The following is a 23984-nucleotide window of genomic DNA, read 5'->3' on the forward strand; positions in this document are numbered from 1 at the left end:
TCGATTCTGACTGTAAGTCCGCTATCGCGAGCAGGCTCACTCCTACATGAGTCCTGCGGTAACTCCCACTATTTGGAACACCCCCATGAAGATCACCCCGATCCTCACGCAGCTGCGTGGGCAATGCCCGAGCCTGGCCAATCACATTTCGGTGGGTGTCGATCTGGCGCTGCTACAAGGCAACCCGGATCTGCCAACACCCTCGGCCTACGTGCTGCCAATTGCCGATCTGGCCAGCAACAGCACCTCACAAAACCTCACCACCCAACCGATCCGCGACCGCTTCGAAATCGTCCTGGTGCTTGACGCCACCGACGCTACAAAAGCGCTGGATCTGTTGCACGACCTGCGTGCCGAGTTGTGGCGCGCGCTGGTTGGTTTCAAACCTGATTCCACCTACAGCGCCATCGTTTACGACGGCGGCGAAATGGTCTCGATCAACAGCAGCCGCGCCTTCTACCGGCTGCGCTTTTCTGCCGAGTTCCAGCTCGGCCGCAATCTGCCGAGTCAGCCTGCGGAGAGTTGGCACGAACGCGAACTGGACGGTTTGTCGTCCTTTACCGGGGCCACCGTGCGGGTCGATGCGATCGACCCGGCCGATCCCAACCTGAAACGCCCGGGCCCCGATGGGCGCGTGGAAATGACTTTCTCTGGAGACGTAACCCCATGAGCAATCGCATCACCGTACTGCCGGCCGCTGGCCGCGTTGTACCTGACCCGGAGGCCGGCGATCTGCTGCCGCTGGAAGGCCGTGAAGTGCTGGACAGCGCCTGGTGGCGCCGACGTCTGGCCGACGGCGACATCACCCTCAAAACCGCACCAGCCAAACAAAAGGGAGCCAAATAATGGCGATCGGATTCAGCAACATCCCCGCGGACATTCGTGTACCGCTGTTCTATGCCGAAATGGACAACTCGGCTGCCAATAGCGCGAGTTCGACCCTGCGTCGTTTGATCGTCGCTCAGGTCAACGACAACATTGCCCCGACCGAAGTCGGCAAACTGGTGTTGGTCTCCAGTGTTGCGCTGGCCAAGAGCATCGGCGGCCAAGGCTCGATGCTCGCCTCGATGTACGAAACCTTCCGCAAGGCTGACCCGATCGGCGAGATCTGGTGCCTGCCGCTGCACAACACCGAAGGCGCGATCGCCAAAGGCGTGCTGACCCTGACCGGCACCGCGACTCAGGCTGGCGTGTTGAATCTGTATGTCGGCGGCGTGCGTGTGCAAGCCACTGTGGTCAACGGTGCCACCGCTGCACAGGCGGCCACCGCCCTGGCGCAGAAAATCAACGCCACCGCCGACCTGCCGATGAGCGCTGCTGCTGCCGAAGGTGTGGTCACCCTGAGCGCCAAATGGACTGGCGACAGCGGTAACGACATCAGCCTGCAATTCAATCGCCTGGGCAAGAGCAACGGCGAAGACACCCCGGCCGGCCTGACCACTGCGATCACCGCCATGACCGGCGGCGCCGGCGTGCCGGATCAAGTGGCGGCGATTGCCGCACTGGGCGACGAGCCATTCGAATTCATCGCTCTGCCATGGTCCGATCTGTCGACGCTCAACACCTGGCAAGCAGTGATGGATGACAGCACCGGTCGCTGGTCCTGGGCCAAGCAATTGTTCGGTCACGTCTACAGCGCCAAACGCGGCACTGTCGGCACTCTGGTTGCTGCCGGCCAGGCACGCAACGACCAGCACATGACCATTCAGGCGCTGGAGCCGGGCGTTCCGCAACCGTTCTGGGTACAAGCGGCGGCACTGGCTGCACGCACCGCGGTGTTCATCTCTGCCGACGCTAGCCGTCCGACCCAAAGCGGCAGTCTGCCGGGTGTTGATCCGGCACCGGCCAGCGAACGCTTCACCCTGACCGAGCGTCAGTCGCTGCTCAACTACGGCATCGCTACCGCGTACTACGAAGGCGGCTACGTGCGCATCCAGCGCTCGATTACCACTTACCAGAAAAACGCTTACGGTCAGGCCGACAACTCCTATCTGGACAGCGAAACCATGCACCAGTCGGCGTTCATCGTGCGTCGTCTGCAAAGCGTGATCACCAGCAAGTACGGTCGCCACAAACTGGCCTCCGACGGCACCCGTTTCGGCGCCGGCCAGCCGATCGTGACGCCAGCGACCATTCGCGGTGAACTGATCGCCCAGTACGCCAAGCTCGAACTGGAAGGCCACGTGGAGAACGCCGAGCTGTTCGCCGAGCACCTGATCGTCGAGCGCGACGTGCAGGATCCGAGCCGCGTGAACGTGCTGTTCCCGCCGGATTACATCAACGGTCTGCGCGTGTTCGCACTGCTCAACCAATTCCGTCTGCAGTACGACGACGCGGCTTGATCCGCGCGTTTGACGGCAAGTTTTCAGCCCACCTCGCGTGGGCTTTTTCATTCAAGGGAGTAACACCATGGGTCAACTGATTGCAGGCACCTGCTACGTCAAGGTCGACGGCGCACAACTGACCATCAATGGCGGCTGCGAAGCCCCGCTGATGGCAGTCAAACGCGAAACCGTCGTACCCGGTTTCTACAAGGAAACCGACATCGCGCCGTCGTTCAAAGTGACCGCGCTGCACACCGCCGACTTCCCGCTGAAGAAGTTGATCGAAGGCACCGACATCACCGTCACCTGCGAATTCAGCAACGGCAAAGTCTACGTACTGGCCGGTGCGTATCTGGTCGAAGAGCCAGTCTCCAAAGGCGATGACGCCACCATCGAACTGAAATTCGAAGGCATCAAGGGGACCTGGCAATGAGCGGCGCCGTGAAGCTTCAGGTTGCGATCGAAGCTCACGGCGAGCCCCTGACCGAACTCGTCCTGCGCCGTCCGACGGTGCAGGAGGTGCGAGCGATCAAGGCGCTGCCGTACAAGATCGACAAGAGCGAAGAAGTCAGCCTCGACATGGACGTGGCGGCCAAATACATCGCCGTGTGCGCCGGCATTCCGCCGTCGTCGGTCAACCAGCTGGATCTGGCTGACCTCAATGCGCTGAGCTGGGCCGTTGCGAGTTTTTTCATGAGTGCGGCGTCGGCGCCATCACCGACCTGATCGCCGTCGCATATGACCTGGCCTGGTTCTGGAAGGTTGACCCCGAACAGATGATGGCCAGGCCACTGGATGTGCTCCGCGAATCGCTGGAGCACGCGCAACGGATCAATGCGATGCAGCAGGTGCAGTGATGGCAGACGAAGAAACGAAAGTAAAAACTCCGGTGCTGATCACGGGCATCGATGAGCTATCGCCCAAGCTCGGCGCCCTTCAGGCCAAGGTCGGGAGTTTCAAGAAAAATCTCGAGCAGGTCGGCCTCGACAAACTGGACATCAGCGGACTGTTCAAGGGCGGCAGCGTGATCACGCCGTTCGTGGACGGGATCAAATCGGCGGCAGCATTTCAGGGCAAATTGACCGACGTCAGCGACACGGCAAAAACCGTCGACCTGCCCGCCACACCGAAAGTCGCAGCGCAGAACATGAACGTGTTCAGTGCATCGATGGAAAAGGTTTCGGCCGCCGTCGACGCCGCGCTGGTACCGGCGGTAGGGGCATTGGTGGTCGGCCTGGAACCGATGCTGACCCAGGTCGGCAGCCTGCTCGCCGACAACCCGAAACTGGTCGAAGGCCTGGCGGCGGGGGCGATTGCCTTCTCCGCCATGCAAACCGCTGTCACCGGTATGACCCAGGTGATGGACGTGATGAGCATGGTGCTCAAGACCAATCCGATCATGTTGATCGCGATGGGCATCGCGGTGGCGGCCGGTTTGATTTATGCCAACTGGACGCCGATCAGCGCTTTCTTCAAGGACATGTGGGAGGGCGTGAAAAACATCGGTGTGAGTGCGATGGGGACGTTGCGCTCGATCCTCGATTGGCGACCGCTGGATGCACTGGCGGCGTTGTGGTTACCGGTCGCGGGATTTTTCTCCGGGATCTGGGACAAGGTCAAAGCGGTCACCGCGCCAGTGATCGACTTTTTCAAATCGGTGTTCTCGTGGACGCCCGCCGGCATGATCCTGGAAAACTGGGCGCCGCTGACCGGTCTGTTTTCGGCGATCTGGGACTTGCTCAAGGCCTTGAGTGTGCCGGTGATGACGTTCCTCAAAGGTCTGTTCGACTGGACCCCGTTGGGGATGATCATCAACAACTGGGGATCGATCACCGGGTTCTTCGCCTCGATCTGGACGGCGCTGCAACCGGCGGCACAAGCCATCAAGGACTTTTTCGGCACGTTGTTCGACTATTCCCCACTGGGGATGATCGTCAACAACTGGGGCAGCATCGTCACGTTCTTCGAACCGATCTGGGCCGCATTGCAAGCGTCGGCACAGCAGATCAAAAGTTTCTTCCAGAGCCTGTTCGAATGGTCGCCGCTGGAACAGATCGCGATGTACTGGCAACCGATCAGCGAAGTATTTTCGGCGCTGTGGGGCGTGGTGCAAGCGTTGGCCGCACCGGTACTCGAGTTTTTGCACAACATGTTCGAATGGACGCCGTTGGGGCAGATCATCAAGAACTGGGGGCCGATCACCGAGTGGTTCGGCGAGTTGTGGCAAAAACTGCAAACCGTGATTGCGCCGATCAAGGAGTTGTTCGACGGTGGCTTTGCCGGACTCATCGCCAAGGTCACCGGCAAGGTTGAAACCTTCACCGAAGCCCAGCGCCAGACCAACGCCGAAGGCAAAGGGGAGTTGGCGCCGGCGTTCTTCGGAACAACGCCGCAAGCAGCGGGTAACGGTGCACTGCAAAGTGGTTCGTTGCCACAGACTTCCGGCGCACTGATTCAACAAAGCTCAATCAACAACCGCACACAACTCGAAGGCGGCCTGACCGTGCGCTTCGAAAATGCGCCGGCCGGATTGCGCACCGATCAACCGCAAAGCAATCAACCGGGCCTGGCGCTGTCTTCGCGCATCGGCTATCGCTCGCTGTCGGCAGGAGGTTCCAATGAACTGGCGTGACCGTTTGTTGCCGGCATCCTTTCGCGGTGTCGGGTTCTGGATCGATCAGGCGAAAACCCCGGTCGGTCGCAAAGGTCAGTTGCACGAGTATCCGCAGCGCGACCTGCCGTATTTCGAAGATCTTGGCCAGCAGGCCAGGATTCACGACGTCACGGCGTTCATCATCGGCGCCGATTGCCTGGAGCAGCGCGACAAACTGCTCAAGGCGCTGGAGGCGGGCAGTGGCGAGTTGGTGCACCCATGGCTGGGACGCCTGCAAGTCAGGGTCGGTGAATGCGACATGACCCATACCCGCCAGGACGGCGGGTTGGTGACCTTTACCCTGAAGTTTTATCCCGATCAGCCGTTGCCGTTTCCGACCGCTACCGTCAGCACACAGAAAGTGCTGCTGGCCAAGGCCGACACGCTGTTGGGGTCTGCGGTGGCGCGCTTCGAGCAGGCGATGACGCTGATCAAGGCCGCGCGGATCGGCATTGCCAATCTGCGTAACAGCCTGACCGGCGTTTATGAGGTGATCAAAGAACAGCTCAAGCCGCTGATCGAGCAGTACCGGCAGATCACCGAACTGGTCAAAGCGGTCAAGGAGTTGCCCAAGGAAGTGGCGGCGGAGTTCAAAGGCCTGCTCGGCGATATCAAGGAACTCAAGGAGTTTGCGAAGGAGGGCTACCGTGGCGTGATTGCCGACGTGTCGCAACAACTCGAAGCGATCCGCAAGGCGGATGCGCCAAAGATCACCACCGGCAAGGACACCAACGCCGCAGCGCAAGCCATGGCCGATCTGGTGCAGGACACGATGCTGGTCAAAGTGGCGCAGTGGGTGGCGTCGATGCCAGTGGCGACCCCCGCAGTGAAACTGTCGTCGACACCTTCGGTGGCGCAGCAGGCGGATCAACCCGTGACCCGTCCGGAAGTACCGGTGACCGATGAAATGAAAGCACTGCAGAAGGCGGTCGGGGTGGCCATTGATCCGATGCTGGACAAGGCCGATCCCAAGCACCACCAGGCAATCAACGATGTCAAGGAAGCGCTGCTGGCGCATCTCAAGGCAGTGGCGTCATCCGGTGTGCGCCAGGTCACCAAATCGTTCCAGGAAAGCTTGCCGGCGCTGGTTGTGGCCTACAAGCAATTTGCCGATGCCACACGGGTGACCCAAGTGACTCAGAGCAATGCGATGAACCATCCGGGTTTTTCACCCAACGACGTGAAAGTGTCCAGGGAGTGAGCCATGAACGAGATGGATAACCGCGTCACGTTGACCGTCAACAACATGGAATACGGCGGCTGGAAAAGCGTGGAAATCACCGCCGATCTGGAGCGCCAGTTCCGCACGTTCAAACTTGACATCACCTGGCAGTGGCCGGGGCAGGCGGTGGACCAGCGGATCAAGCCGGGTGACCCCTGCGAAGTGAAAATCGGCCAGGACCTGGTGCTCACCGGCTACGTGTTCAAGGCGCCGATCAGCTATGACGGACGCCAGATCAGCCTGAGCATCGAGGGCAGTTCCAAGACCCAGGATCTGGTCGATTGCGCCGCCAGAAACCAGCCGAATCAATGGCAGGAGCAACCGCTGCTGAGCATCGTGCAGGCGCTGGCGATGGAGTACGGGCTGATGGTGGTCAATGAAATTCCCGAGACTGCGCGGCTGACCAAGCACACCATCGTGCCGGGTGAAACCGTGTTCCAGTCGATCGACCGTTTGCTCTCGTTGCTGCGGGTGTTTTCCACCGATGACGAGCAGGGCCGGCTGGTGCTGGCCAAACCCGGCAGCGGTGGGCGGGCCAGTGATGCGCTGGAGCTGGGCAAGAATATCCTGTCGGCCAACGCCCCCATGGATCAGAGCCAGGTGTTCTCCGAATACCGGGTGATCGGCCAGCAGAAAGGTTCGGACAAGAAGAGCGGGGCGGCGGTCAGCGAGGTTGAATCCAGTGCGACCGATCTGAGCTTCAAACGTCGACGCACCACCATCATCAACGAGGGCACCGCGCTGACGTTCGAACTGGCCCAGCAACGCGCCCAGTGGGAGTGCGCCACCCGTATGGGGCGGGCGCAGACCACCACGTATCGGGTGCAGGGCTGGCGCCAGGCCAACGGTGATCTTTGGCGGCACAACACGCTGGTCAAAGTCACGGATCCGGTGCTTGGGTTTGATGGCGACATGCTGATTTCCAAGGTCACGTACTCGCTGTCGGCACAAGGCTCGGTGACCACGCTGCAAGTGGCGCCGCCGCATACCTTCGATGCCAATCCAATGCCACCGAAAAAATCCCCGGCCTGACACCGAACCCTGTAGGAGTGAGCCTGCTCGCGATAGCGTCGGCAGCCTCAACATCACAGTGCCTGACCCACCGCCATCGCGAGCAGGCTCACTCCTACAGTTGATCGCGTCGTGGCCGCCTCTTTGAAGGACACCCCATGAGCCTACTGACACGCCTGCTGGCGCGCGGCACTGTCGTGCTCGCCAACTCGGCATCCAAGCTGCAATCGCTGCAAATGCGCCTCACCGCCGGCGAAGTGAACGACGACATGGAGCACTTCGAACCTTACGGCTTCACCAGCCACCCGCTGGCCGGCGCCGAAGGTGTCGTTACGTTCATCGGCGGCGACCGTTCCCACGCCATCGCTCTGGTCATCGCCGACCGCCGCTATCGCCTGCAAGCGCTGGCCGCTGGTGAAGTGGCGATCTACACCGACGAGGGCGACAAGATTCATTTCAAGCGGGGGCGGATCATCGACATCGAAACCGCCACGCTGAACATCCGCGCCAGCAGCGCGGTGAACTTCGATACGCCGGTGATCAATCAGACCGGCAAGATCGTGTCCACCGGCGATCAACTCGCCGGTGGCATCAGCCAGATCAAACACGTGCACGTCGGTGTGCAGGCCGGCAGCGGCCAGACCGGCGCGCCGGCAGGAGGCAAGTGATGCTGATCAGCCAAAACCTCCACGCTGCACTGACCCGCGCCGTGCTCATCAGCCTGTTCACCTGGCGCCGCGCCGCCGATGACGACGCCCTCGACGACGAAGAGCGTTTCGGCTGGTGGGGCGACAGCTTTCCTACCGTCGCCGATGACCGTATCGGCTCGCGGCTGTGGCTGTTGCGCCGGGTCAAGCTGACCCGACAAACGCAGATGGACGCCGAGTTCTATGCCCGCGAAGCCTTGCAATGGCTGATCGACGACGGCCATTGCAGCGCCATCGACATCATCAGCGAACGCCTCGACGCCCAGCGTCTGAACCTGCGCACGGTCCTGACCCTGGCCGACGGCGAACGTCTGGACATCAACCCCGATAATAGTTGGCAGGTGATCTATGCCGTTTGAAACCCCTTCGCTGCCGGTGCTGATCAAGCGCACCCAAAGCGACCTGGCCGGCGATTCGCTGCGCCAGTCCGATGCGCAAGTGCTGGCCCGTACCCTCGGTGGCGCGGCTTATGGTCTGTACGGTTATCTCGACTGGATTGCCGAACAGATCCTGCCTGACAAGGCCGACGAGTCGACCCTTGAACGCATCGCCGCACTGCGCCTGAACCAGCCACGTAAACCCGCGCAAGTCGCCACCGGTAGTGTCAGTTTTACCGCTACTGCCGGCGCGGTGCTCGACGCCGATACGCTGCTGCAAACCAATGACGGCCGCACCTACAAAGTCACCGCCGCACGCACCACGGCCAATGGCAGCAACACCACCAAGATTGCCGCGCTGGATGCCGGCAGCCTCGGCAATGCCGACGCCGGGCTGGCGCTGACACCGGTGCAGCCGATTGCCGGTGTGGTCGGCAACAGCTTTGTCGTGCTGGCGCCGGGACTCAGCGGCGGCGTGGCGCGGGAAAGTCTGGAGTCGCTGCGCTCGCGGGTGATTCGTTCCTACCGCGTGATTCCCCATGGCGGTTCGGCCAGCGACTACGAGACCTGGGCACTGGAAGTGCCGGGCGTGACCCGCGCCTGGTGTCGTGGCGGCCTGCTCGGGCCGGGCACGGTGACGGTGTTCATCATGCGTGATGAAGACCCGCAACCGGTGCCCAACGATGAGCAATTGGCGGAGGTTCAGGCGTACATCGAACCGCTGCGTCCGGTGACCGCGGAAGTGCACGTGCAGAGGCCGATTCAGGTGCCGGTGGTGTATCGCTTCAAGAGCGTCAACCCGGACACCAGCGCCGTGCGCGCTGCGGTTGAGGCGCAACTGCGCGACCTGCACAACCGCGAGGCCGATCTGGGTGTGCCGTTGCTGATCAGTCATATCCGCGAAGCCATCAGCAGCGCTGGTGGTGAGTACGATCACACGCTGACCGCGCCGGCTGCTGACGTGCCTGCCGGGCAAAGCGAACTGCTGACCTTCGGAGGTTGCGTATGGGGGGCATGAGAACCGCCGCGCAATATCAGGCGCAATTGCGCGCCTTGCTGCCCAGCGGCCCGGCGTGGGACCCGGAGCGCGTGCCGGAACTGGAAGAAGTGCTGCAAGGCGTCGCCGTCGAACTGGCGCGCCTCGATGCGCGTGCTGCCGACCTGCTCAATGAGATGGACCCGGCCGGCGTCAGCGAACTGGTGCCGGACTGGGAACAGGTGATGAACCTGCCCGACCCGTGCCTGGGCGCCACACCGCTGTTCGACGACCGCCGCCTCGCCGTACGCCGGCGCTTGCTCGCGGTCGGCAGCCAAGCCGTCGGTTACTACCTCGAAATCGCCAAAAGCCAGGGCTACCCCAACGCCACCATCACCGAACTCGAAGCGCCGCGCATGGGCCGTTCGCGTTTCGGTTCGGCGCACTGGGGCACGTGGGAGGCGCAGTTCATGTGGACGCTCAACACCGGCGGGCGCTTGTTGCTCGGTCGGCGTTTCGGCGCGAGCTACTGGGGCGAGCGCTTTGGCGTCAATCCGGGGTCGGCGCTGGAATGCCTGATTCACCGCAGTGCGCCGGCGCACACCAAGGTGCATATCAATTATGACTAGGGAGGAATAAGCCATGGATTATCCGAACAGTGTGCCCAGCGCCGGTTTGGTGAATGGGAAGTTTGTCGATGAGAACCCAATGACCGGAACCCCGGGATCGTTGATTCCGGCGGATTGGGGGAATGGGGTTACGCAGGAAATTCTCAACGTGATCAATGCCGGGGGGCTGACCCCGGACGAGAAGAAATACGATCAGTTGTTGCAGGCGATTCAAAGCGTTTCGGCCAAGGGCTGGAATCTGGATTCGGCGTTGCCGATTGGCGCCTTGCCCACCGCTACCGTGGCTACGGCAGACGGGCGATTGCCGATCACGCCGACCGCGTTTGCTACCAGTGGCGGGCGCTTGTCGATTCTGCCCGGTGTGCTGGTCAGCTTGGGCCAGGAAGTGCTGGCAGGTCAGTTGGGTCGTCCGCGTACCTTCACGACCCAAGCCTGGAGCAGTGCCGATCTGTTGCCGAATTCCGGCTACTTTTTGCGCGCACAAGTGGTTGCTGGCGTGCTGACCTTCTATACGCAACGCGGCACGATCTACGACGCTACACCGGAAGGCTTGAAGGGCACGATCAATGGGGCGGCGGGAGGTGGTTTCCAGTCGACACCTCTGGATCTCTGTCTGGCGTGGGTGGTGACAGCCGGACCCGGGTCGGTACCGATTGTCAGGTCGATCTACAACCGGAGCCGGTTGACGTGGACACAGACAGTCAACGGCAATGGTGTGGTTTACCTGCCACTCGATCCACATGCGCGGGCAGCGCGGCTGGTGGTGGGCAATCCGACGCCGCATCCGACGGCTATCAGTGCAGTCGGGTTTGCACCCGCAGGATGGCTCGGCGGCAATTACTGTTTTTTGAACCCGACGATTGGAACATCCAGTAATTGGGACGGCTGGGCAACCGCCAATGCACCTGTATTGATTTTCTCCAGCAACGTGGTGAGCGACACGACTGTTTCGTCCCTCACTGCCAGCTTCGACCATGCTGAATTGCGCTCGCTTTGGCAGAGCTACCAGACAGAACACACTTGGGGCGCGAGCAACGCCGCAAGCGATGAGCTGCTATTCAGCATGGGGCTCAAAAGTCACGGTTTGTCTGACTATGCATCGGGTATCGCTGTCAATTTCACCGCGGCGGTCAATATCAGTTTTTCCTGGGAGTTGATCCGATGATCATCATTCAAGAACTGCATCAGTTCGAGGACGGCTTGCGCCCGGCACAACCTTCTGTTGCTCATGATTGGGACGGCGAGAAGTGGCAGCTGAATCCCGCCAGAGTCGCCGAACTGGAACAGCAGGAAGCCGAACGCCTGTGCAACACAGTCGATGCCGCCGCTGACAAAGCTCGTACCGAACTGGCCGGCGACCCGCTCAAAGCCATGGAATACGCCCAGGCCGCCGCCGACGCGCAGGCTTATCAGGACGCCGGTTACCCGAAAAAGGAAGTGCCGCTGTCAGTCGCCGCGTGGGTGGTCAAAGGGCGCACTGCCAAACAGGCCGCCGAGCAGATTCTGAGCAAGGCCGATCAACTGACCGACCATTTGCTGGCGCTGCGTACGCTGCGCCTGAAGGCCAAAGCGCAAATTCGCGCGCAGGCTGCCAAGGGCAACATGGACCTGGCGCGCAGCGCTGGTGACGAAGCTTTGGTCGCCATTCGCGAGTTGGCCAGCGGCCTTTCCAGCTAAGCCGAAACCCTTCATTCAGCGTCACCCAAGCCCACTTCGTTGTGGGCTTTTTATTTTCAGAGAACGGACCGTGGACAGGCACGCAGAAGACGCTGTGTCGACGCCGGTCATTTGTCATTTCAAAGGAACGAACAACCTATGGATTATCCAAAAAGCGTCCCCAGCGTCGGCCTGGTCGATGGTCGCTTCGTCGATGAAAACCCGGTGGCGGGTACGCCGGGGTCGTTGATTCCGGCGGTTTGGGGCAACAGTGTGACTCAGGAAATTCTGAGTGTGATCAGCGGTGGCGGGCTGGTGGCTTCCGAGGCGGATACCAGCCAACTATTCAAGGCGATTCAATCGATTGTTGGCAGCGCTAGTCCGATGCGTTCGGTGATTACCCGGCTTGCAGCTTCCAAGTCACTGGCTGAGCAGGAACTCGGTCTCGTTTTGATCGATGGCAGTCCCGCTCCCGTGACCCTGACTTTACCGCCGGCGGATCTTGCTCTGGGTGTACGCGATGTGATTCTTCGTCGTGTCGACAACAGCGGCAATCGCCTCGTTGTTCAAGCATCCGGCACCGACAGGATTCGCTTTCACACCTACCTGTCGTCCAGCGGTTATCCGTTTCTGGTGTTGATGGGTGGAGGTGACTGGTGGCATCTGCGCAGTGACGGAGCCGGGAGCTGGTGGCCGATAGGACGCTTCGACAATAACGCCTTGGGCCGCCCGTTGTTCGAAACCACCACAACGCTTAACCCGGGTGGTTATGGGGTTCCCAACGGTGATCTGTTCAAGCGGGCCGAATGGCCGTGGCTGTGGGATTTTGCTCAGGCGTCCGGGGCACTGACGACCGAAGCTGCCCGTGCAGGCCGAGAAGGTGGCTGGACCAGTGGCGATGGAGCCTCGAACTTTCGAATTCCCGAGATTCGGGGCGAGTTTCTACGGGTACTCAGTGAAACCAGAAACGTTGATACCGGACGAGTAATGGGCAGTCTGCAAATGCATGCGTTGCAGAGCCACAACCATTATCTGCCGACTGGGACCGGGGCGACTTTCAAGCCTGCTCCAGCGATTCCAGATCCCGTCTGGGACGTTAACACCAACGTCAACTTTTCACCGACGACCGCAACCGTGGCAACGACCTATCCCAACCCTGCATTCGACTCTGATACCTACATCGGCAATATAGGCAATTTCGCCGCTGAAACCCGACCGCGAAACATCGCTTATCCCGCACGAATCAAACTGATCTGAGGTGTACATGTTCAATTATTTGATAGATGACAGCGGTGCATTGACCGGGCCTGTCGAGTTTCCGCTGGTGCCCGGGATCGGTCTGCAACTGCCAAGCAATGCGGTGACGCTGAGCATCGAACTCTCCCCGGCGCCTGAGGGGTTTGCTTGGGCCTATGACAAGGGTTCGTTGCAACAGCAGATCGATTGTCGCGGCGATGTCTATCGCACTGACACAGGCATTCGGGAAACCTGGAACGCGCTTGGCGAATTGCCGGAGGGATTCACCCGGTTGCCTTTTCCGGGTGGCTTTCACTTCTGGTTGGGCAACGCCTGGCAGGTCGATGAGGCCGCGCAACTGGCGGATCGCAAACGCATCGTCCTCGTTAAGCGCGACGCACTGCTACGCGACGCCGTGCTGCGCATCGCCCCCCTGCAGTACGCCGAAGACATCGGCGATGCCAGCCATGACGAACAACTGCTGCTGATCGAGTGGAAGCTCTACAGCGTCGAGCTGAACCGCATTGAAAAGGCGAGCGGTTTTCCTGAAAACATCTCTTGGCCGGTGGTGCCTGGCGCCGCTGTCGCTGACTGAACCCGCACAAGGAGACGTGCAATGGATTATCCGAAAAGCATTCCCGGTGTGGGACTGGTCAACGGTGGCTTCATCGATGAAAACCCCGTCGCCGGAACACCGGGTTCACTGATCCCGGCCGCGTGGGGCAACAGCGTCACTCAAGAAATTCTCAATGCGATCAAGGCTGCCGGATTGACCCCGGATGAAGCCAAAACCGATCAACTGGCCACAGCCATCGGCGCCCTCGTTGATTTCACCAAACTGAAAAATACCCCAACCACGTTGGCTGGTTATGGCATCACCGATGCGGTGGGGAGGTTGCTGGCAGTCCGGCAGATCGAGACGGTCGGGATCACCGTTTACAAGCCGAACCCAAGAGCCAGGCGCATTCGTGTACGTCTGGTTGGAGCCGGAGGCTCGGGGGGCGGCTGTGCACCGGTGGCAGCTGGTTATCACAGCATCGGCGGTGGCGGTGGTGGTGGCGCCTATGGCGAGAGTTTGTATGACGTGAGCGCGGAAATGATGGCCGGCGTGCCGGTTTCACTGGGAGCGGGTGGCGCTTCACGTAACGCGATGGGGCAGGCCGGTGGTGGTGCTTCTTTTGGCAGCTACATGAGCGCGGCGGGAGGCATGGGCGGGCAAATCCTGACCCTTCCCGTGACAGCCACGGCAGTCGGTTTCGTCCAGGGTGGCGCCGGAGGGCAAGCCGTAACTGGTGGCAACCTCGCTAACGCACGTGGAATTGGCGGTGGTTACGCCATGTACAACGCCAATTGGGGCGTATTGGCAGGCGGTGGCGGAGCGAGTCCGTTTGATGGCGGTGGCCCGTTGATGGGCCTCAGTGGCCCTGGCACTTCAGGGAGCCGAGGCTCGGGTGGCAGTGGTTCTTGTTCAACCAATGCATCCGCCTCTGTCCTTAGCGGTGTCGGCGGCAACGCCTTCTGTGAAATCTGGGAGTACGAGTAATGGCCCGTTATGCACGAGTGGATAACGGTGTCGCGGTCGAACTGATCGATACCGGCGACTACGCGATTGCCCAACTGTTTGCCCCCGCTTTCGTCGAGACGATGGTGCAGGTGCCGGACGGCATGCAGATCGAAATCGGCGCACCCGTCGGCGAACTGCGCCAGGAAATTGCGCCGTTGTCTGTAACGATCAGTCCGGTCGTTACTCCTGAAATCGTCCCCGAGGAGCAAGAGCCTCTGGCGGCAGCGCGCACCTGGCGTCAGTCCAGTCTGTCGGCCACGGAATGGTGGGTGACGCGGCATCGCGACGAGCAGGCGCTTGGGCGTGGGACAACGCTCAAGGCTGCGCAGTATCTGCAGTTGCTGGAATACCGCCAGGCACTGCGCGACTGGCCTGATTCAAGCCAGTTTCCTTCGGCAGTCTCCCGGCCGTCGGCCCCCCAGTGGCTCGCCGCTGATGTTGGCTAACGCCATCAAGTTGCATGTGTTTTCAGATCAGGAGATGAGTAAATGGATTATCCAAAAAGTGTTCCCAGTGCGGGCCTCGTGGACGGCAAGTTTGTCGATGAGGATCCGGTAGCGGGTAAACCGGGATCGTTGATTCCGGCGAGTTGGGGAAACGGCGTCACGCAGGAATTACTGAAGGTCATCCAGGCTGCCGGTCTTACGCCTACAGAGTCCGCCAATGATCAGTTGCTGGGGGCTTTGCGCAGTAACAAGTTATTTGTCACTGCGCCGCAATTCGACAGTGGCAAATCGGTTGCAACGACTGAATTCGTAACCCGAACCGGTTTGCAGTTTTCCGGTTTCGCGTCCTATGGCGCGAGCACCGTTCTGAGTGCTGCCAATATCGGTGGAGTCGCCAGCTTTGCGAGTAACTCGCCGATCACGGCGACGTTGCCTTCAATCAACGGAATTGCCCACGCCAGTACCCTTCACGTGATCAATGCGGGCACCGGTATATTGACGATCAGTCCGGCAGCCAATGAACAGATCGAAACCTGTAATGGCACATTCGGACCGCTGAAGCTGGATCTTGGTGATTCCGCATATCTGATCAAACTGAGCAATCAGTGGCGTTTATATGGGGGATCGGTCAGCGATAGGTATGCCACAGCGCATTCCGGTGTCGTAGGCAACGTCGGTTATCAACGCTATCCCAGCGGTAACATCGACCAGTGGGGTGTTGGCACCACGGATGCCAAAGGCGAAGTTAATGTCAGTTTTCCTATCTCTTTTCCCAACGCGTTTTCATCGATCGTGGCCATCCACTCGGGGGGCGACGGCGCGATGGTCATCATGCTCTCCACCTCTGCGACGAAACAGGGCTGCCGGCTGAAGGTCCGTAGCTACACCGGTGAAGTCAGTGCGAACTGGGGTGTTTTTTTTCTTGCAAAGGGCTACTGAATGAATCCGTTCAATGTTTTGTTTAGCGCCAGTACCCGGGGCGCCTATGTGCCGGGTATCAACTCAACGGATATTCCCGACGACGTTATCGAAATTCCTCAGGGTTACTGGATCTCGCTGCTGCAGCAGATGGCGGTCACCCCGAAAGTGATTGGCGTGCGTGCCGATAACGGCTATCCGGTTCTGGTCGATCCACCACCGCCTTCACCGGATGAAGCTGCTGACATCGAGCGCTCGTGGCGTACGGCGCAACTCGCCGCCACCGACGGTCTGGTGGCCCGTGATCGTGATGAGCTGGAGGACGGCGGCGGTACCACATTGACCACCGGGCAATACGCCGAATTGCAAATCTATCGCCGTGAATTGCGGGACTGGCCGCAGGGTTCTTTATTTCCGTTCAGCGAGCATCGGCCGGTTGCGCCGAAGTGGTTGGCTGCTGCGCTGTAAGTCATCAGGGAAGTTGAAATGGACTATCCAAAAAGCGTTCCCAGTGTCGGGCTGGTGAATGGGAAATTCGTCAATGAAGATGTCGTCGCGGGATTGCCCGGATCGTTGATCCCCGCGACGTGGGGGAACAGCGTTACCGACGAGCTGTTGAACGTCGTCAAATCCGCCGGCCTTGAGCCGAGCGAAGCCGATGCAACCCAGTTGTTGCAAGCGGTGAAAAAACTCAGTCAGGCAGGTGAAGATAAATATGCCACTGACATCGGTGCGGCCAATCTGTACATGGCCAATTATGTGCCTGCCGTCAACGTATTGAAGGACGGCTTGGCGCTGCGCTTTACTGCCGGTAATGCCAATACCGGGGTGAGTACGTTTGCGCCGAACGGGTTGATGCCCAAGCCACTATTGAGCCTTGGGCTGAGTGCGTTGCGGTCTGCGGAGATTGTCGGCGGTAGTGTGTGTTCGGTGGTGTACAGCGCAGCACTGGATAGTTGGGTGCTGGTGTATGCGAGTGGTGGCAATGCTGCAAGTGGCCGGCTCTTGGGGATCAGGACATTTACCGCGTCCGGCATCTATGTGCCAGCAGTGGGAATGAAGAACGTATGGGTCACCATCGTCGGCGGAGGTGGTGGCAGCTCGGGAATCGGTGCGACCAACTCTACCCAGGTTTCCCTTACAGGCGGTGGCGCCTCCGGTAGCTACGCACAAGCCTGGTTATCCTCTGCCGCGATCGGGCAGAGCCAAATCATTACCGTGGGGGCTGGGGGCGCGGCGGGGGTTGTCGGCACAGGCGGAGGAAGTGGCGGTACAAGTTCGCTGGGTTCATTGGTTACGGCCACCGGTGGTGGCGGGTCTCCCTCGAGTTCTCCGCTCACGCTTCCTGGATTCGGCTTGTATGTGGGTGGTTTTCCCAGCCAAACCTCAAGTGGCGGCAACATTGTCAATTCGGCAGGTGCGGCCGGCAACCCAGGGATGTGCCTCACTGGATCAACACTTGCCGGGCACGGCGCAAACTCACCGCTTGGCAGTGGTGGGTATGCGAGCAGCGTCGCATTGAGTGTGGCTGCCCCCGGTTCCGGTTATGGTTCAGGCGCGGGCGGGATCGCTAACACAACCAATCAGCCGGGCAGACCGGGCGCAGCAGGCGCTCCCGGTGCCGTGATCATCTACGAGTACGCCTGATGAAAACCTACGCACGCATCGTCAACGACGCGGTGGTCGAGTTGTTCTCCACCGACGGAAATATGGCCGAGATGTTTCATCCGGATCTGCTCTGGATCGACATCACTGAAATCACTCCTGCACCGCAAATCGACTGGACCGCCAACTTCGGCACCCTCGGTTGGGTGTTCGCAACCCCCGAAGAACTGACGCCGGACAGCACCCTGAAAACTCTGGCAAAAAAGTGACTGAGCGGCATTGGCCGTCAACCGTGATTCAATCGAGGCAATATCCAGGGAGGATCAAGCATTATGCAAATAACTGAAAACAACCTTATCGACATCATGCCCAACGCCCGCAGCCAAGCGGGCGTTTTTGTTTCTGTGCTCAACAGCGCCATGGCGCGCCGTCATATTGATTCGCCCAAACGTATCGCGGCATTTCTTGCGCAAATCGGCCATGAGTCAGGGCAACTGCGCTATGTGCGAGAACTGGGCAACAACCAATACCTGAGCAAATACGACACCGGTACGTTGGCCTTGCGTCTGGGCAACACGCCGGAGGCTGACGGCGACGGGCAAAAATACCGAGGGCGCGGGTTGATCCAGATTACCGGCCGTTCGAATTACCGCCAGTGCAGTCTTGGTCTGTTCGGCGATGAGCGCCTGCTGTCGTTGCCCGAACTGCTCGAACAGCCGCAATGGGCCGCTGAGTCTGCCGCTTGGTTCTGGGAACAGAAAGGTTTGAACGCACTGGCCGACCGCGACGAGTTCAACACCATTAGCCGTCGCATCAACGGCGGGTTGAACGGCTTGCAGGATCGTCTGGAAATCTGGGCGCGGGCGAGGGCGGTGCTATGCCAATCCCCTGGCGAATGATCGGCATCCTGTTGCTGGGCGCTGGTGCGTTTGCCGGGGCTTGGCAGTTTCAGGAGTGGCGCTACGAACGGCAATTGGCCGAGCAGGCCCGGTTAAACGCCGAAACCCTCAATCAACTGACTTTGGCCGCCGCCACCGCGCAACAGGCCGAGCAGGATAAACGCCTGGCGCTGGAGCAACGGCTCGCCACCAGTGAACAAACCCACTACCGAGCGCTGAGCGATGCCCAACGTGATCAGGATCGCCTGCGCGATCGTCTTGCCACTGCTGATGTGCGCCTGTCAGTCCTTCTCGACGCCAGCGACGCTGCCCCAGGCTGCAACGTGCCAGCCGCCGCCAGCGCCGGCAGCGTGGATCATGCAACCGTACGCGCCCGACTTGACCCGGCGCATGCTCAACGAATTGTCGCCATCACCGATACCGGCGACCGTGGACTGATTGCCTTGCAGGCTTGTCAGGCGTATGTCAGAGCGCTGGCGCCCGAACATTTTGAATGAGTCTGTGTATTGAAAGCGCAACCGGGTCGTGTACGGTGGAGGCATTCCACACGATCCGGAGCACGCCGTGAAAGAGATCACTCAACTGGCCGCCGACCTTGGTCGACGTCTGCAACTGCTCAATGCCCACGTCACCACCGCCGAGTCGTGTACCGGTGGCGGGATTGCCGAAGCCATCACACGGATTCCCGGCAGTTCGGCGTGGTTCGAGGCGGGCTACGTGACCTACTCCAACCGGCAGAAAACCCAACAACTGAATGTGCCGACCGAGTTATTCGAGACGGTGGGCGCGGTCAGTCGCGAGGTGGTTGAAGCGATGGTGCGTGGTGCCCAGGACAAAAGCCTGGCGCGATTTGCCGTGGCTGTCAGCGGGATTGCCGGGCCGGACGGCGGCTCGCCGAACAAACCGGTCGGTACGGTGTGGCTGGCGTGGGGCGTTGGCGAAGCGGTCACGAGTGAGGTTCAGCACTTCCCCGGCAACCGCGATGACGTCCGCCGACAAACGGTGAAGGCCGCGCTAGAGGGGCTCCTGCGACTAGCGGCACGAGAAATCGAAAATCAGGGGTAGGCGATCCGCGAACGCTGTGGAATAATACTGGCTACTTATACAGGTGTTGGCCGTCAGGCCTTATTGATTACGTGAGGACTTTAATGGACGACAACAAGAAGAAAGCCTTGGCTGCGGCCCTGGGTCAGATCGAACGTCAATTCGGCAAGGGTGCCGTGATGCGTATGGGCGATCAAGACCGTCAGGCGATCCCGGCTATCTCGACTGGCTCTCTGGGTCTGGACATCGCACTCGGCATTGGCGGCCTGCCAAAAGGCCGTATCGTTGAAATCTACGGTCCTGAATCCTCCGGTAAAACCACACTGACCTTGTCCGTGATCGCCCAGGCTCAAAAAGCCGGCGCGACCTGCGCATTCGTCGACGCCGAACACGCCCTCGACCCAGAGTATGCTGGCAAACTGGGCGTCAACGTCGACGACCTGCTGGTTTCCCAGCCGGACACCGGCGAACAGGCACTGGAAATCACCGACATGCTGGTGCGTTCCAACGCGGTTGACGTGATCATCGTCGACTCCGTGGCTGCACTGGTACCGAAGGCTGAAATCGAAGGCGAAATGGGTGACATGCACGTGGGCCTGCAAGCCCGTCTGATGTCCCAGGCGCTGCGTAAAATCACCGGTAACATCAAGAACGCCAACTGTTTGGTGATCTTCATCAACCAGATCCGCATGAAGATCGGCGTGATGTTCGGTAGCCCGGAAACCACCACCGGTGGTAACGCACTGAAGTTCTACGCTTCGGTTCGTCTCGACATCCGCCGTACCGGCGCGGTGAAAGAAGGTGACGAAGTGGTCGGTAGCGAAACCCGCGTCAAGGTTGTGAAGAACAAGGTCGCTTCGCCGTTCCGTCAGGCCGAGTTCCAGATTCTTTACGGCAAGGGCATCTACCTCAATGGCGAGATGATCGACCTGGGTGTGCTGCACGGTTTCGTCGAGAAGTCCGGCGCCTGGTATGCCTACGAAGGCACCAAGATCGGTCAGGGCAAGGCCAACTCGGCCAAGTTCCTGGCAGACAACCCGGAAATCGCCGCGAAGCTCGAGAAGCAACTGCGTGACAAGCTGCTGACGCCGGCAGTGATCGACTCCAAGGCCTCTGCAGTCAAAGAGACTGAAGACGATCTGGCCGACGCTGATATCTGATTGCAGCGATGACCACCGCCGTACTCGATACCCTCGTCGCGGTGCGGCGAACCGCCATGGACCTGCTCGCACGCCGCGAGCACGGTCGAGTCGAGCTGACGCGCAAACTGCGTCAGCGCGGCGCTGAAGCGGAGATGATCGAAACAGCCCTCGACCGTTTAACGGAAGAGGGGCTGCTTTCCGAAGCCCGTTACCTTGAAAGCTTTGTTTCCTACCGTGCCCGTTCCGGCTACGGCCCTCTGCGGATTCGCGAAGAGCTGAGCCAGCGCGGTTTGCAACGTGCCGATATCGAACTCGCCCTGCGCGAAAGCGGTATCAGTTGGCAGGAACAACTTCAGGACACTTGGCGCCGGAAGTTCTCCGGGCATTTACCGATTGATGCGAAGGAACGGGCCAAGCAAGGTCGGTTCCTGGCCTATCGGGGGTTCTCGATGGAGATGATCAACCGCTTGTTCAGCGGTCGAGGGATGGACGATTAAGCTGCTTCAATAAAAACGGCCCGCTATGAAAATAGCGGGCCGTTTTTTTTTGCCCTCAAATTACCTTGGAAGGTTCACGCGAACGTTGCGCTGTTTGCGGTTTTGAATGAGCCCAGTTTTCCGGCAGGTTGATGTAGTCGATCAACTCCCTCAGGCGCCCGTGAGTGCGCGCGTTGAAAGCGAAGGCCAGTCGCGCCAGATGGCTGAACTGCGCTTCATCGTGTTCCTCACCGTTGTAGTCGTGCTGATGAAACTGGTCACTCAGGCACAGATCGGCGAATGCTTCCTGCATGTGCTCCAGCGCCTGATCGCTGAGTTTGTGGTGCATGCGAATCACGAACTGACGCTTGAGCCAGCGACTGGAGTGGAAGTTGCTGTAGAACTGGTTGATCTGATCCACCGCCTCTTCGACGGTGTAAACCAGTCGCATCAGTTTCATGTCCGTTGGCAGGATGTAGTGGTTGGCCTCCAGTTGCTGGCGGATGATGTCCATCGCGCCTTGCCAGAACGTTCCGCCGGGTGCATCCAGCAGCACTACCGGCACCAATGGGCTTTTGCCGGTCTGGATCAACGTCAGTACTTCCAAAGCTTCATCCAGCGTGCCGAAACCGCCCGGGCATAAAACCAGCGCGTCAGCTTCTTTGACGAAAAACAGTTTTCGCGTGAAGAAGAAGTGGAACGGCAGCAGATTGCCGGTGCCGTCTACCGTCGGGTTGGCATGTTGTTCGAAGGGCAGGGTGATGTTGAACCCGAGGCTGTGATCGCGACCGGCACCTTCATGGGCGGCGGCCATGATTCCGCCCCCGGCACCGGTGATGACCATCATCCCCGAGCGGGTCAACGCCGCGCCGAGTTCTCGGGCCATGGCGTATAGAGGATGTTCGACCGGGGTGCGCGCCGAGCCGAACACGGTGACTTTGCGTCTGCCCTTGAATTGCTCAAGTACCCGAAAGGCCTGCTCCAGTTCGCGCAGGGCTTGCAAGGTGATCTTGGCATTCCAGCGGTTGTGGTCTTCCTGGGCCATGCGCAGCACGGTCAGGATCATGTCGCGATAGATGGGAATGTTCGGGCTGTTGGGGGAAACACGGTTGAGTTGTTCTTCGACCTTACTGATGAGGTCGGGACCGCTTTCCTGAAAATGACGGCTCAAGAGGTCATTCGGTTGGTAAGGCATTCAACGTCTCCTTCTGCACAGAGCGGATGGCCCTGACGAGCGGCGTCAGTGCCGCGCTGCAAAAAACACACGATCGGCAGTTCCTTTGCTGCCGTTGAAAAATGATCGGGAATACTCTGAATTTAGACCCTTGCGCGCATTTGCGCTGACTTGATCATTGCGCCGCAACGTTTTGCCTGGCAACCGATTATTGATTGTCCGCCGATTCCTTCACCGCTCGTCCGAACGTGCGCCGAGCGGCAATCCCTCTGATTAACTAACTTACAGGCGTCGTACGACAGCTTTGCGTCACGGTGCACGCGATTCAAGGATTTGCGGGTGGCAAGGAGGCGGGACACATGGCCAGAGTGATTCTGGAGATCGATACGCAGCTGTATCGGATGTTGAAAGCGGCAGCCGAGACCAATCATCTCAGTCTCGAAGAGGAGTGCTGCCGGCGCTTGGCGGGCGGCGAGCGCCGTTCGCACTATCTACAGGCTCTGCTGGCCGAACTGCGCGCCGAGGATGAACAGCGGCGCGCCAATTCGCGATGATTACTTCTTCTTCGCCGGACCGGCTTTCGGGCAATCCGATTCCTGGTAGCTGGCGGAGCCGATCGCTTTGTTGGTTTTCACTTCCGTGAAGTCGTAACGCATGATCGCGCCCTTGGCCATCAGCTTGCGAAACGACGGGTTGTTGCACACCGAAGCGCCCAACTGGAAATACACGGCTTTAGGGTCAGCGCGCATCTTGTCGGCGTGGCTCTTCTGTACGCTCAGGTGGTTGATCAACTGCGTGCCTTCAACGGTGAAGCCCTGATCAAGAATATCTTCACTGATGGCGCGTGGCGTGCCGACGCTGCTCTGGGCGGCGACGTTGCGCAGCTCGCGGTTCAGATTCTGCTCACTCAGGGAGGCAGCCTGAGCGGTGAAGGACGACGCCAGCAGAATGGCAGCGGTGGGAACGATAAGGCGCAGCATGAAACTCTCCTGGTTCAGTGACTGGTGGTTCGACCAGCCACGTGACTGTGCGTTCAGTGGCGGCGAATTATAGGGGAGCCGGTCGGGAGGGTACAGGCTTGTGCCCGTCGCTCTGGTAAACTGCCGGCCTTTATTGCCCTGCCGAGTGTTGTTCGTGTCGAGTTTTCCTGCTTTTCGGCGTTATCCGCGATGAACCATGCCCCCAACGCCGTTGCTCGTCTGCGCGACCAGCGCGAAGATGAAGGCATCAAGCCGATTCAGGCCCGAGGTTTTCGCTCTGAGCGTTGCCGCGACTGCCGGGTGATCATCAGCCATTGCCTGTGCGCCTGGCGCCCGAGTGTCGAAACGCGTTCGGGCGTGTGCCTGATCATGACCGGCAAGGAAGTGTTCAAGCCGAGCAACACCGGTTGGCTGATTGCCGACGTCGTGCGCGATAACCACGCGTTCATCTGGTCGCGCACCGAGCCCGATCCACAGATGCTGGCGCTGCTCAACGACCCGCAATGGCAACCGTATCTGGTGTTTCCCGGCGAATACGTCGAGCCGTCACGGGTGACCAATACGGTCGCTCCCGTTAACAGCAAGCGCCCGCTGTTCATTCTGCTCGATGCGACGTGGACCGAAGCGCGGAAGATTTTCCGCAAGAGCCCGTATTTCGATCGCTTGCCGATCTTGAGTCTGCTGCCCGACAAACTTTCGCGCTATCGCCTGCGCCGTTCGACCCGCAGCGAGCACCTGTGCACTGCCGAAGTCGCGGCGCTGTGCCTGGAACTGGCCGGCGACTCTGACGCCGCCTCTGCGCTGGACGCCTATTTTGACGTGTTCAGCCAGCATTACCTCGGCGCCAAACAGCAGGTCGACATGAATGAGTCCACCCCCGCTCACGCCGAGTTACTGCCCTATATACGAAAGCCGCAGCCGGAGTTGGCCCAATAGTGGCCCATA

Annotated in this window: 31 protein-coding genes; 29 read left to right on the forward strand and 2 right to left on the reverse strand. The window is 60.1% G+C overall.

Annotated elements, in window-relative coordinates; translation table 11 throughout:
* Window positions 1–85: 85 nt before the first annotated feature.
* From AC5SEM_RS02470 to recX, 27 genes are all read left to right on the forward strand, one after another.
* On the forward strand, window positions 86–670 hold the full coding sequence (locus AC5SEM_RS02470; protein ID WP_495472100.1) for a phage tail terminator protein: 585 nt from the start codon (window positions 86–88) through the stop codon (window positions 668–670).
* The gene (locus AC5SEM_RS02475; RefSeq protein ID WP_034154909.1) at window positions 667–846 is read left to right on the forward strand and encodes a DUF2635 domain-containing protein; all 180 of its coding nucleotides are present in this window, start codon (window positions 667–669) and stop codon (window positions 844–846) included. The genes AC5SEM_RS02470 and AC5SEM_RS02475 overlap by 4 nt, the downstream gene beginning before the upstream one ends.
* Window positions 846–2342, forward strand: a complete 1497-nt coding sequence (locus tag AC5SEM_RS02480; protein WP_495472101.1) for a phage tail sheath subtilisin-like domain-containing protein — start codon at window positions 846–848, stop codon at window positions 2340–2342. Before AC5SEM_RS02475 ends, AC5SEM_RS02480 begins: the two co-directional genes overlap by 1 nt.
* A gap of 67 nt (window positions 2343–2409) precedes the next feature.
* Window positions 2410–2757, forward strand: a complete 348-nt coding sequence (locus AC5SEM_RS02485; protein WP_007908779.1) for a phage tail tube protein — start codon at window positions 2410–2412, stop codon at window positions 2755–2757.
* Window positions 2754–3050: a phage tail assembly protein gene (locus tag AC5SEM_RS02490; protein WP_007908778.1), complete on the forward strand. Its 297-nt coding sequence runs from the start codon at window positions 2754–2756 to the stop codon at window positions 3048–3050. The genes AC5SEM_RS02485 and AC5SEM_RS02490 overlap by 4 nt, the downstream gene beginning before the upstream one ends.
* Before the next feature lie 130 nt (window positions 3051–3180).
* Entirely contained in the window at window positions 3181–4956 is a 1776-nt protein-coding gene (locus tag AC5SEM_RS02495) for a phage tail tape measure protein (protein WP_495472102.1), read from the forward strand.
* The gene (locus AC5SEM_RS02500) at window positions 4943–6178 is read left to right on the forward strand and encodes a DNA circularization protein (protein ID WP_495472103.1); all 1236 of its coding nucleotides are present in this window, start codon (window positions 4943–4945) and stop codon (window positions 6176–6178) included. The genes AC5SEM_RS02495 and AC5SEM_RS02500 overlap by 14 nt, the downstream gene beginning before the upstream one ends.
* A gap of 3 nt (window positions 6179–6181) precedes the next feature.
* Window positions 6182–7231 (forward strand): phage baseplate assembly protein, encoded by a 1050-nt coding sequence (locus AC5SEM_RS02505; RefSeq protein WP_077571353.1) that lies wholly within the window; start codon window positions 6182–6184, stop codon window positions 7229–7231.
* A gap of 137 nt (window positions 7232–7368) precedes the next feature.
* Window positions 7369–7878, forward strand: coding sequence for a phage baseplate assembly protein V (locus AC5SEM_RS02510; protein ID WP_110720163.1), 510 nt, complete (start codon window positions 7369–7371; stop codon window positions 7876–7878).
* Window positions 7878–8276 carry a phage GP46 family protein gene (locus tag AC5SEM_RS02515; RefSeq protein WP_003222234.1) on the forward strand — a complete coding sequence of 133 codons (399 nt, stop codon included), beginning with the start codon at window positions 7878–7880 and terminating at the stop codon, window positions 8274–8276. The genes AC5SEM_RS02510 and AC5SEM_RS02515 overlap by 1 nt, the downstream gene beginning before the upstream one ends.
* Window positions 8266–9312, forward strand: a complete 1047-nt coding sequence (locus tag AC5SEM_RS02520; RefSeq protein ID WP_495472104.1) for a baseplate J/gp47 family protein — start codon at window positions 8266–8268, stop codon at window positions 9310–9312. The genes AC5SEM_RS02515 and AC5SEM_RS02520 overlap by 11 nt, the downstream gene beginning before the upstream one ends.
* Window positions 9300–9899, forward strand: coding sequence for a YmfQ family protein (locus AC5SEM_RS02525; protein WP_495472105.1), 600 nt, complete (start codon window positions 9300–9302; stop codon window positions 9897–9899). The genes AC5SEM_RS02520 and AC5SEM_RS02525 overlap by 13 nt, the downstream gene beginning before the upstream one ends.
* A gap of 13 nt (window positions 9900–9912) precedes the next feature.
* On the forward strand, window positions 9913–11064 hold the full coding sequence (locus AC5SEM_RS02530) for a phage tail protein (RefSeq protein ID WP_495472106.1): 1152 nt from the start codon (window positions 9913–9915) through the stop codon (window positions 11062–11064).
* The gene (locus tag AC5SEM_RS02535) at window positions 11061–11576 is read left to right on the forward strand and encodes a phage tail protein (RefSeq protein ID WP_495472107.1); all 516 of its coding nucleotides are present in this window, start codon (window positions 11061–11063) and stop codon (window positions 11574–11576) included. Before AC5SEM_RS02530 ends, AC5SEM_RS02535 begins: the two co-directional genes overlap by 4 nt.
* A 138-nt stretch (window positions 11577–11714) precedes the next feature.
* Complete coding sequence (locus AC5SEM_RS02540; RefSeq protein ID WP_077571360.1) at window positions 11715–12812, forward strand: phage tail protein; 1098 nt, start codon at window positions 11715–11717, stop codon at window positions 12810–12812.
* A 7-nt stretch (window positions 12813–12819) separates the two neighbouring features.
* Window positions 12820–13386: a tail fiber assembly protein gene (locus AC5SEM_RS02545; protein ID WP_077571452.1), complete on the forward strand. Its 567-nt coding sequence runs from the start codon at window positions 12820–12822 to the stop codon at window positions 13384–13386.
* A gap of 21 nt (window positions 13387–13407) precedes the next feature.
* Window positions 13408–14334 (forward strand): glycine-rich domain-containing protein, encoded by a 927-nt coding sequence (locus tag AC5SEM_RS02550; RefSeq protein ID WP_495472108.1) that lies wholly within the window; start codon window positions 13408–13410, stop codon window positions 14332–14334.
* A complete protein-coding gene (locus tag AC5SEM_RS02555) occupies window positions 14334–14801 on the forward strand; it encodes a phage tail assembly chaperone (protein ID WP_495472109.1) in 468 nt (155 codons plus the stop codon). Before AC5SEM_RS02550 ends, AC5SEM_RS02555 begins: the two co-directional genes overlap by 1 nt.
* Before the next feature lie 42 nt (window positions 14802–14843).
* Complete coding sequence (locus AC5SEM_RS02560; RefSeq protein WP_495472110.1) at window positions 14844–15740, forward strand: gp53-like domain-containing protein; 897 nt, start codon at window positions 14844–14846, stop codon at window positions 15738–15740.
* A complete protein-coding gene (locus AC5SEM_RS02565; RefSeq protein WP_495472111.1) occupies window positions 15741–16187 on the forward strand; it encodes a tail fiber assembly protein in 447 nt (148 codons plus the stop codon). It abuts the gene before it with no gap.
* Window positions 16188–16205: 18 nt separating this feature from the next.
* Entirely contained in the window at window positions 16206–17366 is a 1161-nt protein-coding gene (locus tag AC5SEM_RS02570) for a glycine-rich domain-containing protein (protein WP_495472112.1), read from the forward strand.
* Window positions 17366–17593 carry a hypothetical protein gene (locus tag AC5SEM_RS02575; RefSeq protein ID WP_495472113.1) on the forward strand — a complete coding sequence of 76 codons (228 nt, stop codon included), beginning with the start codon at window positions 17366–17368 and terminating at the stop codon, window positions 17591–17593. The genes AC5SEM_RS02570 and AC5SEM_RS02575 overlap by 1 nt, the downstream gene beginning before the upstream one ends.
* 63 nt (window positions 17594–17656) lie before the next feature.
* The gene (locus tag AC5SEM_RS02580; protein WP_495472114.1) at window positions 17657–18223 is read left to right on the forward strand and encodes a glycoside hydrolase family 19 protein; all 567 of its coding nucleotides are present in this window, start codon (window positions 17657–17659) and stop codon (window positions 18221–18223) included.
* A complete protein-coding gene (locus AC5SEM_RS02585) occupies window positions 18202–18720 on the forward strand; it encodes a lysis system i-spanin subunit Rz (protein WP_495472115.1) in 519 nt (172 codons plus the stop codon). The genes AC5SEM_RS02580 and AC5SEM_RS02585 overlap by 22 nt, the downstream gene beginning before the upstream one ends.
* A gap of 67 nt (window positions 18721–18787) precedes the next feature.
* Complete coding sequence (locus AC5SEM_RS02590; RefSeq protein ID WP_495472116.1) at window positions 18788–19288, forward strand: CinA family protein; 501 nt, start codon at window positions 18788–18790, stop codon at window positions 19286–19288.
* 83 nt (window positions 19289–19371) lie between these two features.
* Window positions 19372–20427 (forward strand): recombinase RecA, encoded by a 1056-nt coding sequence (gene recA / locus AC5SEM_RS02595; RefSeq protein ID WP_007908746.1) that lies wholly within the window; start codon window positions 19372–19374, stop codon window positions 20425–20427.
* 8 nt (window positions 20428–20435) lie between these two features.
* On the forward strand, window positions 20436–20906 hold the full coding sequence (recX, locus tag AC5SEM_RS02600) for a recombination regulator RecX (protein WP_008077166.1): 471 nt from the start codon (window positions 20436–20438) through the stop codon (window positions 20904–20906).
* Window positions 20907–20961: 55 nt separating this feature from the next.
* Here recX and AC5SEM_RS02605 read toward each other — a convergent pair whose 3' ends face one another.
* Window positions 20962–22080 (reverse strand): LOG family protein, encoded by a 1119-nt coding sequence (locus AC5SEM_RS02605; protein WP_495472117.1) that lies wholly within the window; start codon window positions 22078–22080, stop codon window positions 20962–20964.
* A 338-nt stretch (window positions 22081–22418) separates the two neighbouring features.
* On the opposite strand from AC5SEM_RS02605, the gene AC5SEM_RS02610 reads away from it, so the two are divergent.
* A complete protein-coding gene (locus AC5SEM_RS02610) occupies window positions 22419–22613 on the forward strand; it encodes a hypothetical protein (RefSeq protein ID WP_150706119.1) in 195 nt (64 codons plus the stop codon).
* On the opposite strand, the gene AC5SEM_RS02615 is transcribed toward AC5SEM_RS02610, so the two are convergent.
* Window positions 22614–23039, reverse strand: coding sequence for a PA3611 family quorum-sensing-regulated virulence factor (locus AC5SEM_RS02615; RefSeq protein WP_008077172.1), 426 nt, complete (start codon window positions 23037–23039; stop codon window positions 22614–22616).
* Between the two features lie 189 nt (window positions 23040–23228).
* On the opposite strand from AC5SEM_RS02615, the gene AC5SEM_RS02620 reads away from it, so the two are divergent.
* The gene (locus AC5SEM_RS02620; protein WP_212622846.1) at window positions 23229–23975 is read left to right on the forward strand and encodes a tRNA-uridine aminocarboxypropyltransferase; all 747 of its coding nucleotides are present in this window, start codon (window positions 23229–23231) and stop codon (window positions 23973–23975) included.
* The last annotated feature ends 9 nt before the right edge of the window (window positions 23976–23984 follow it).

Source organism: Pseudomonas sp. CH61 (genome assembly GCF_059429415.1).

Excerpts from the sequence above, each read along its gene's own strand:
- AC5SEM_RS02470 (WP_495472100.1), top strand. The coding sequence starts at position 86 with ATGAAGATCACCCCGATCCTCACGCAGCTGCGTGGGCAATGCCCGAGC.
- AC5SEM_RS02475 (WP_034154909.1), top strand. The coding sequence starts at position 667 with ATGAGCAATCGCATCACCGTACTGCCGGCCGCTGGCCGCGTTGTACCT.
- AC5SEM_RS02480 (WP_495472101.1), top strand. The coding sequence starts at position 846 with ATGGCGATCGGATTCAGCAACATCCCCGCGGACATTCGTGTACCGCTG.
- AC5SEM_RS02485 (WP_007908779.1), top strand. The coding sequence starts at position 2,410 with ATGGGTCAACTGATTGCAGGCACCTGCTACGTCAAGGTCGACGGCGCA.
- AC5SEM_RS02490 (WP_007908778.1), top strand. The coding sequence starts at position 2,754 with ATGAGCGGCGCCGTGAAGCTTCAGGTTGCGATCGAAGCTCACGGCGAG.
- AC5SEM_RS02495 (WP_495472102.1), top strand. The coding sequence starts at position 3,181 with ATGGCAGACGAAGAAACGAAAGTAAAAACTCCGGTGCTGATCACGGGC.
- AC5SEM_RS02500 (WP_495472103.1), top strand. The coding sequence starts at position 4,943 with ATGAACTGGCGTGACCGTTTGTTGCCGGCATCCTTTCGCGGTGTCGGG.
- AC5SEM_RS02505 (WP_077571353.1), top strand. The coding sequence starts at position 6,182 with ATGAACGAGATGGATAACCGCGTCACGTTGACCGTCAACAACATGGAA.
- AC5SEM_RS02510 (WP_110720163.1), top strand. The coding sequence starts at position 7,369 with ATGAGCCTACTGACACGCCTGCTGGCGCGCGGCACTGTCGTGCTCGCC.
- AC5SEM_RS02515 (WP_003222234.1), top strand. The coding sequence starts at position 7,878 with ATGCTGATCAGCCAAAACCTCCACGCTGCACTGACCCGCGCCGTGCTC.
- AC5SEM_RS02520 (WP_495472104.1), top strand. The coding sequence starts at position 8,266 with ATGCCGTTTGAAACCCCTTCGCTGCCGGTGCTGATCAAGCGCACCCAA.
- AC5SEM_RS02525 (WP_495472105.1), top strand. The coding sequence starts at position 9,300 with ATGGGGGGCATGAGAACCGCCGCGCAATATCAGGCGCAATTGCGCGCC.
- AC5SEM_RS02530 (WP_495472106.1), top strand. The coding sequence starts at position 9,913 with ATGGATTATCCGAACAGTGTGCCCAGCGCCGGTTTGGTGAATGGGAAG.
- AC5SEM_RS02535 (WP_495472107.1), top strand. The coding sequence starts at position 11,061 with ATGATCATCATTCAAGAACTGCATCAGTTCGAGGACGGCTTGCGCCCG.
- AC5SEM_RS02540 (WP_077571360.1), top strand. The coding sequence starts at position 11,715 with ATGGATTATCCAAAAAGCGTCCCCAGCGTCGGCCTGGTCGATGGTCGC.
- AC5SEM_RS02545 (WP_077571452.1), top strand. The coding sequence starts at position 12,820 with ATGTTCAATTATTTGATAGATGACAGCGGTGCATTGACCGGGCCTGTC.
- AC5SEM_RS02550 (WP_495472108.1), top strand. The coding sequence starts at position 13,408 with ATGGATTATCCGAAAAGCATTCCCGGTGTGGGACTGGTCAACGGTGGC.
- AC5SEM_RS02555 (WP_495472109.1), top strand. The coding sequence starts at position 14,334 with ATGGCCCGTTATGCACGAGTGGATAACGGTGTCGCGGTCGAACTGATC.
- AC5SEM_RS02560 (WP_495472110.1), top strand. The coding sequence starts at position 14,844 with ATGGATTATCCAAAAAGTGTTCCCAGTGCGGGCCTCGTGGACGGCAAG.
- AC5SEM_RS02565 (WP_495472111.1), top strand. The coding sequence starts at position 15,741 with ATGAATCCGTTCAATGTTTTGTTTAGCGCCAGTACCCGGGGCGCCTAT.
- AC5SEM_RS02570 (WP_495472112.1), top strand. The coding sequence starts at position 16,206 with ATGGACTATCCAAAAAGCGTTCCCAGTGTCGGGCTGGTGAATGGGAAA.
- AC5SEM_RS02575 (WP_495472113.1), top strand. The coding sequence starts at position 17,366 with ATGAAAACCTACGCACGCATCGTCAACGACGCGGTGGTCGAGTTGTTC.
- AC5SEM_RS02580 (WP_495472114.1), top strand. The coding sequence starts at position 17,657 with ATGCAAATAACTGAAAACAACCTTATCGACATCATGCCCAACGCCCGC.
- AC5SEM_RS02585 (WP_495472115.1), top strand. The coding sequence starts at position 18,202 with ATGCCAATCCCCTGGCGAATGATCGGCATCCTGTTGCTGGGCGCTGGT.
- recA (WP_007908746.1), top strand. The coding sequence starts at position 19,372 with ATGGACGACAACAAGAAGAAAGCCTTGGCTGCGGCCCTGGGTCAGATC.
- recX (WP_008077166.1), top strand. The coding sequence starts at position 20,436 with ATGACCACCGCCGTACTCGATACCCTCGTCGCGGTGCGGCGAACCGCC.
- AC5SEM_RS02605 (WP_495472117.1), bottom strand. The coding sequence starts at position 22,080 with ATGCCTTACCAACCGAATGACCTCTTGAGCCGTCATTTTCAGGAAAGC.
- AC5SEM_RS02610 (WP_150706119.1), top strand. The coding sequence starts at position 22,419 with ATGGCCAGAGTGATTCTGGAGATCGATACGCAGCTGTATCGGATGTTG.
- AC5SEM_RS02615 (WP_008077172.1), bottom strand. The coding sequence starts at position 23,039 with ATGCTGCGCCTTATCGTTCCCACCGCTGCCATTCTGCTGGCGTCGTCC.
- AC5SEM_RS02620 (WP_212622846.1), top strand. The coding sequence starts at position 23,229 with ATGAACCATGCCCCCAACGCCGTTGCTCGTCTGCGCGACCAGCGCGAA.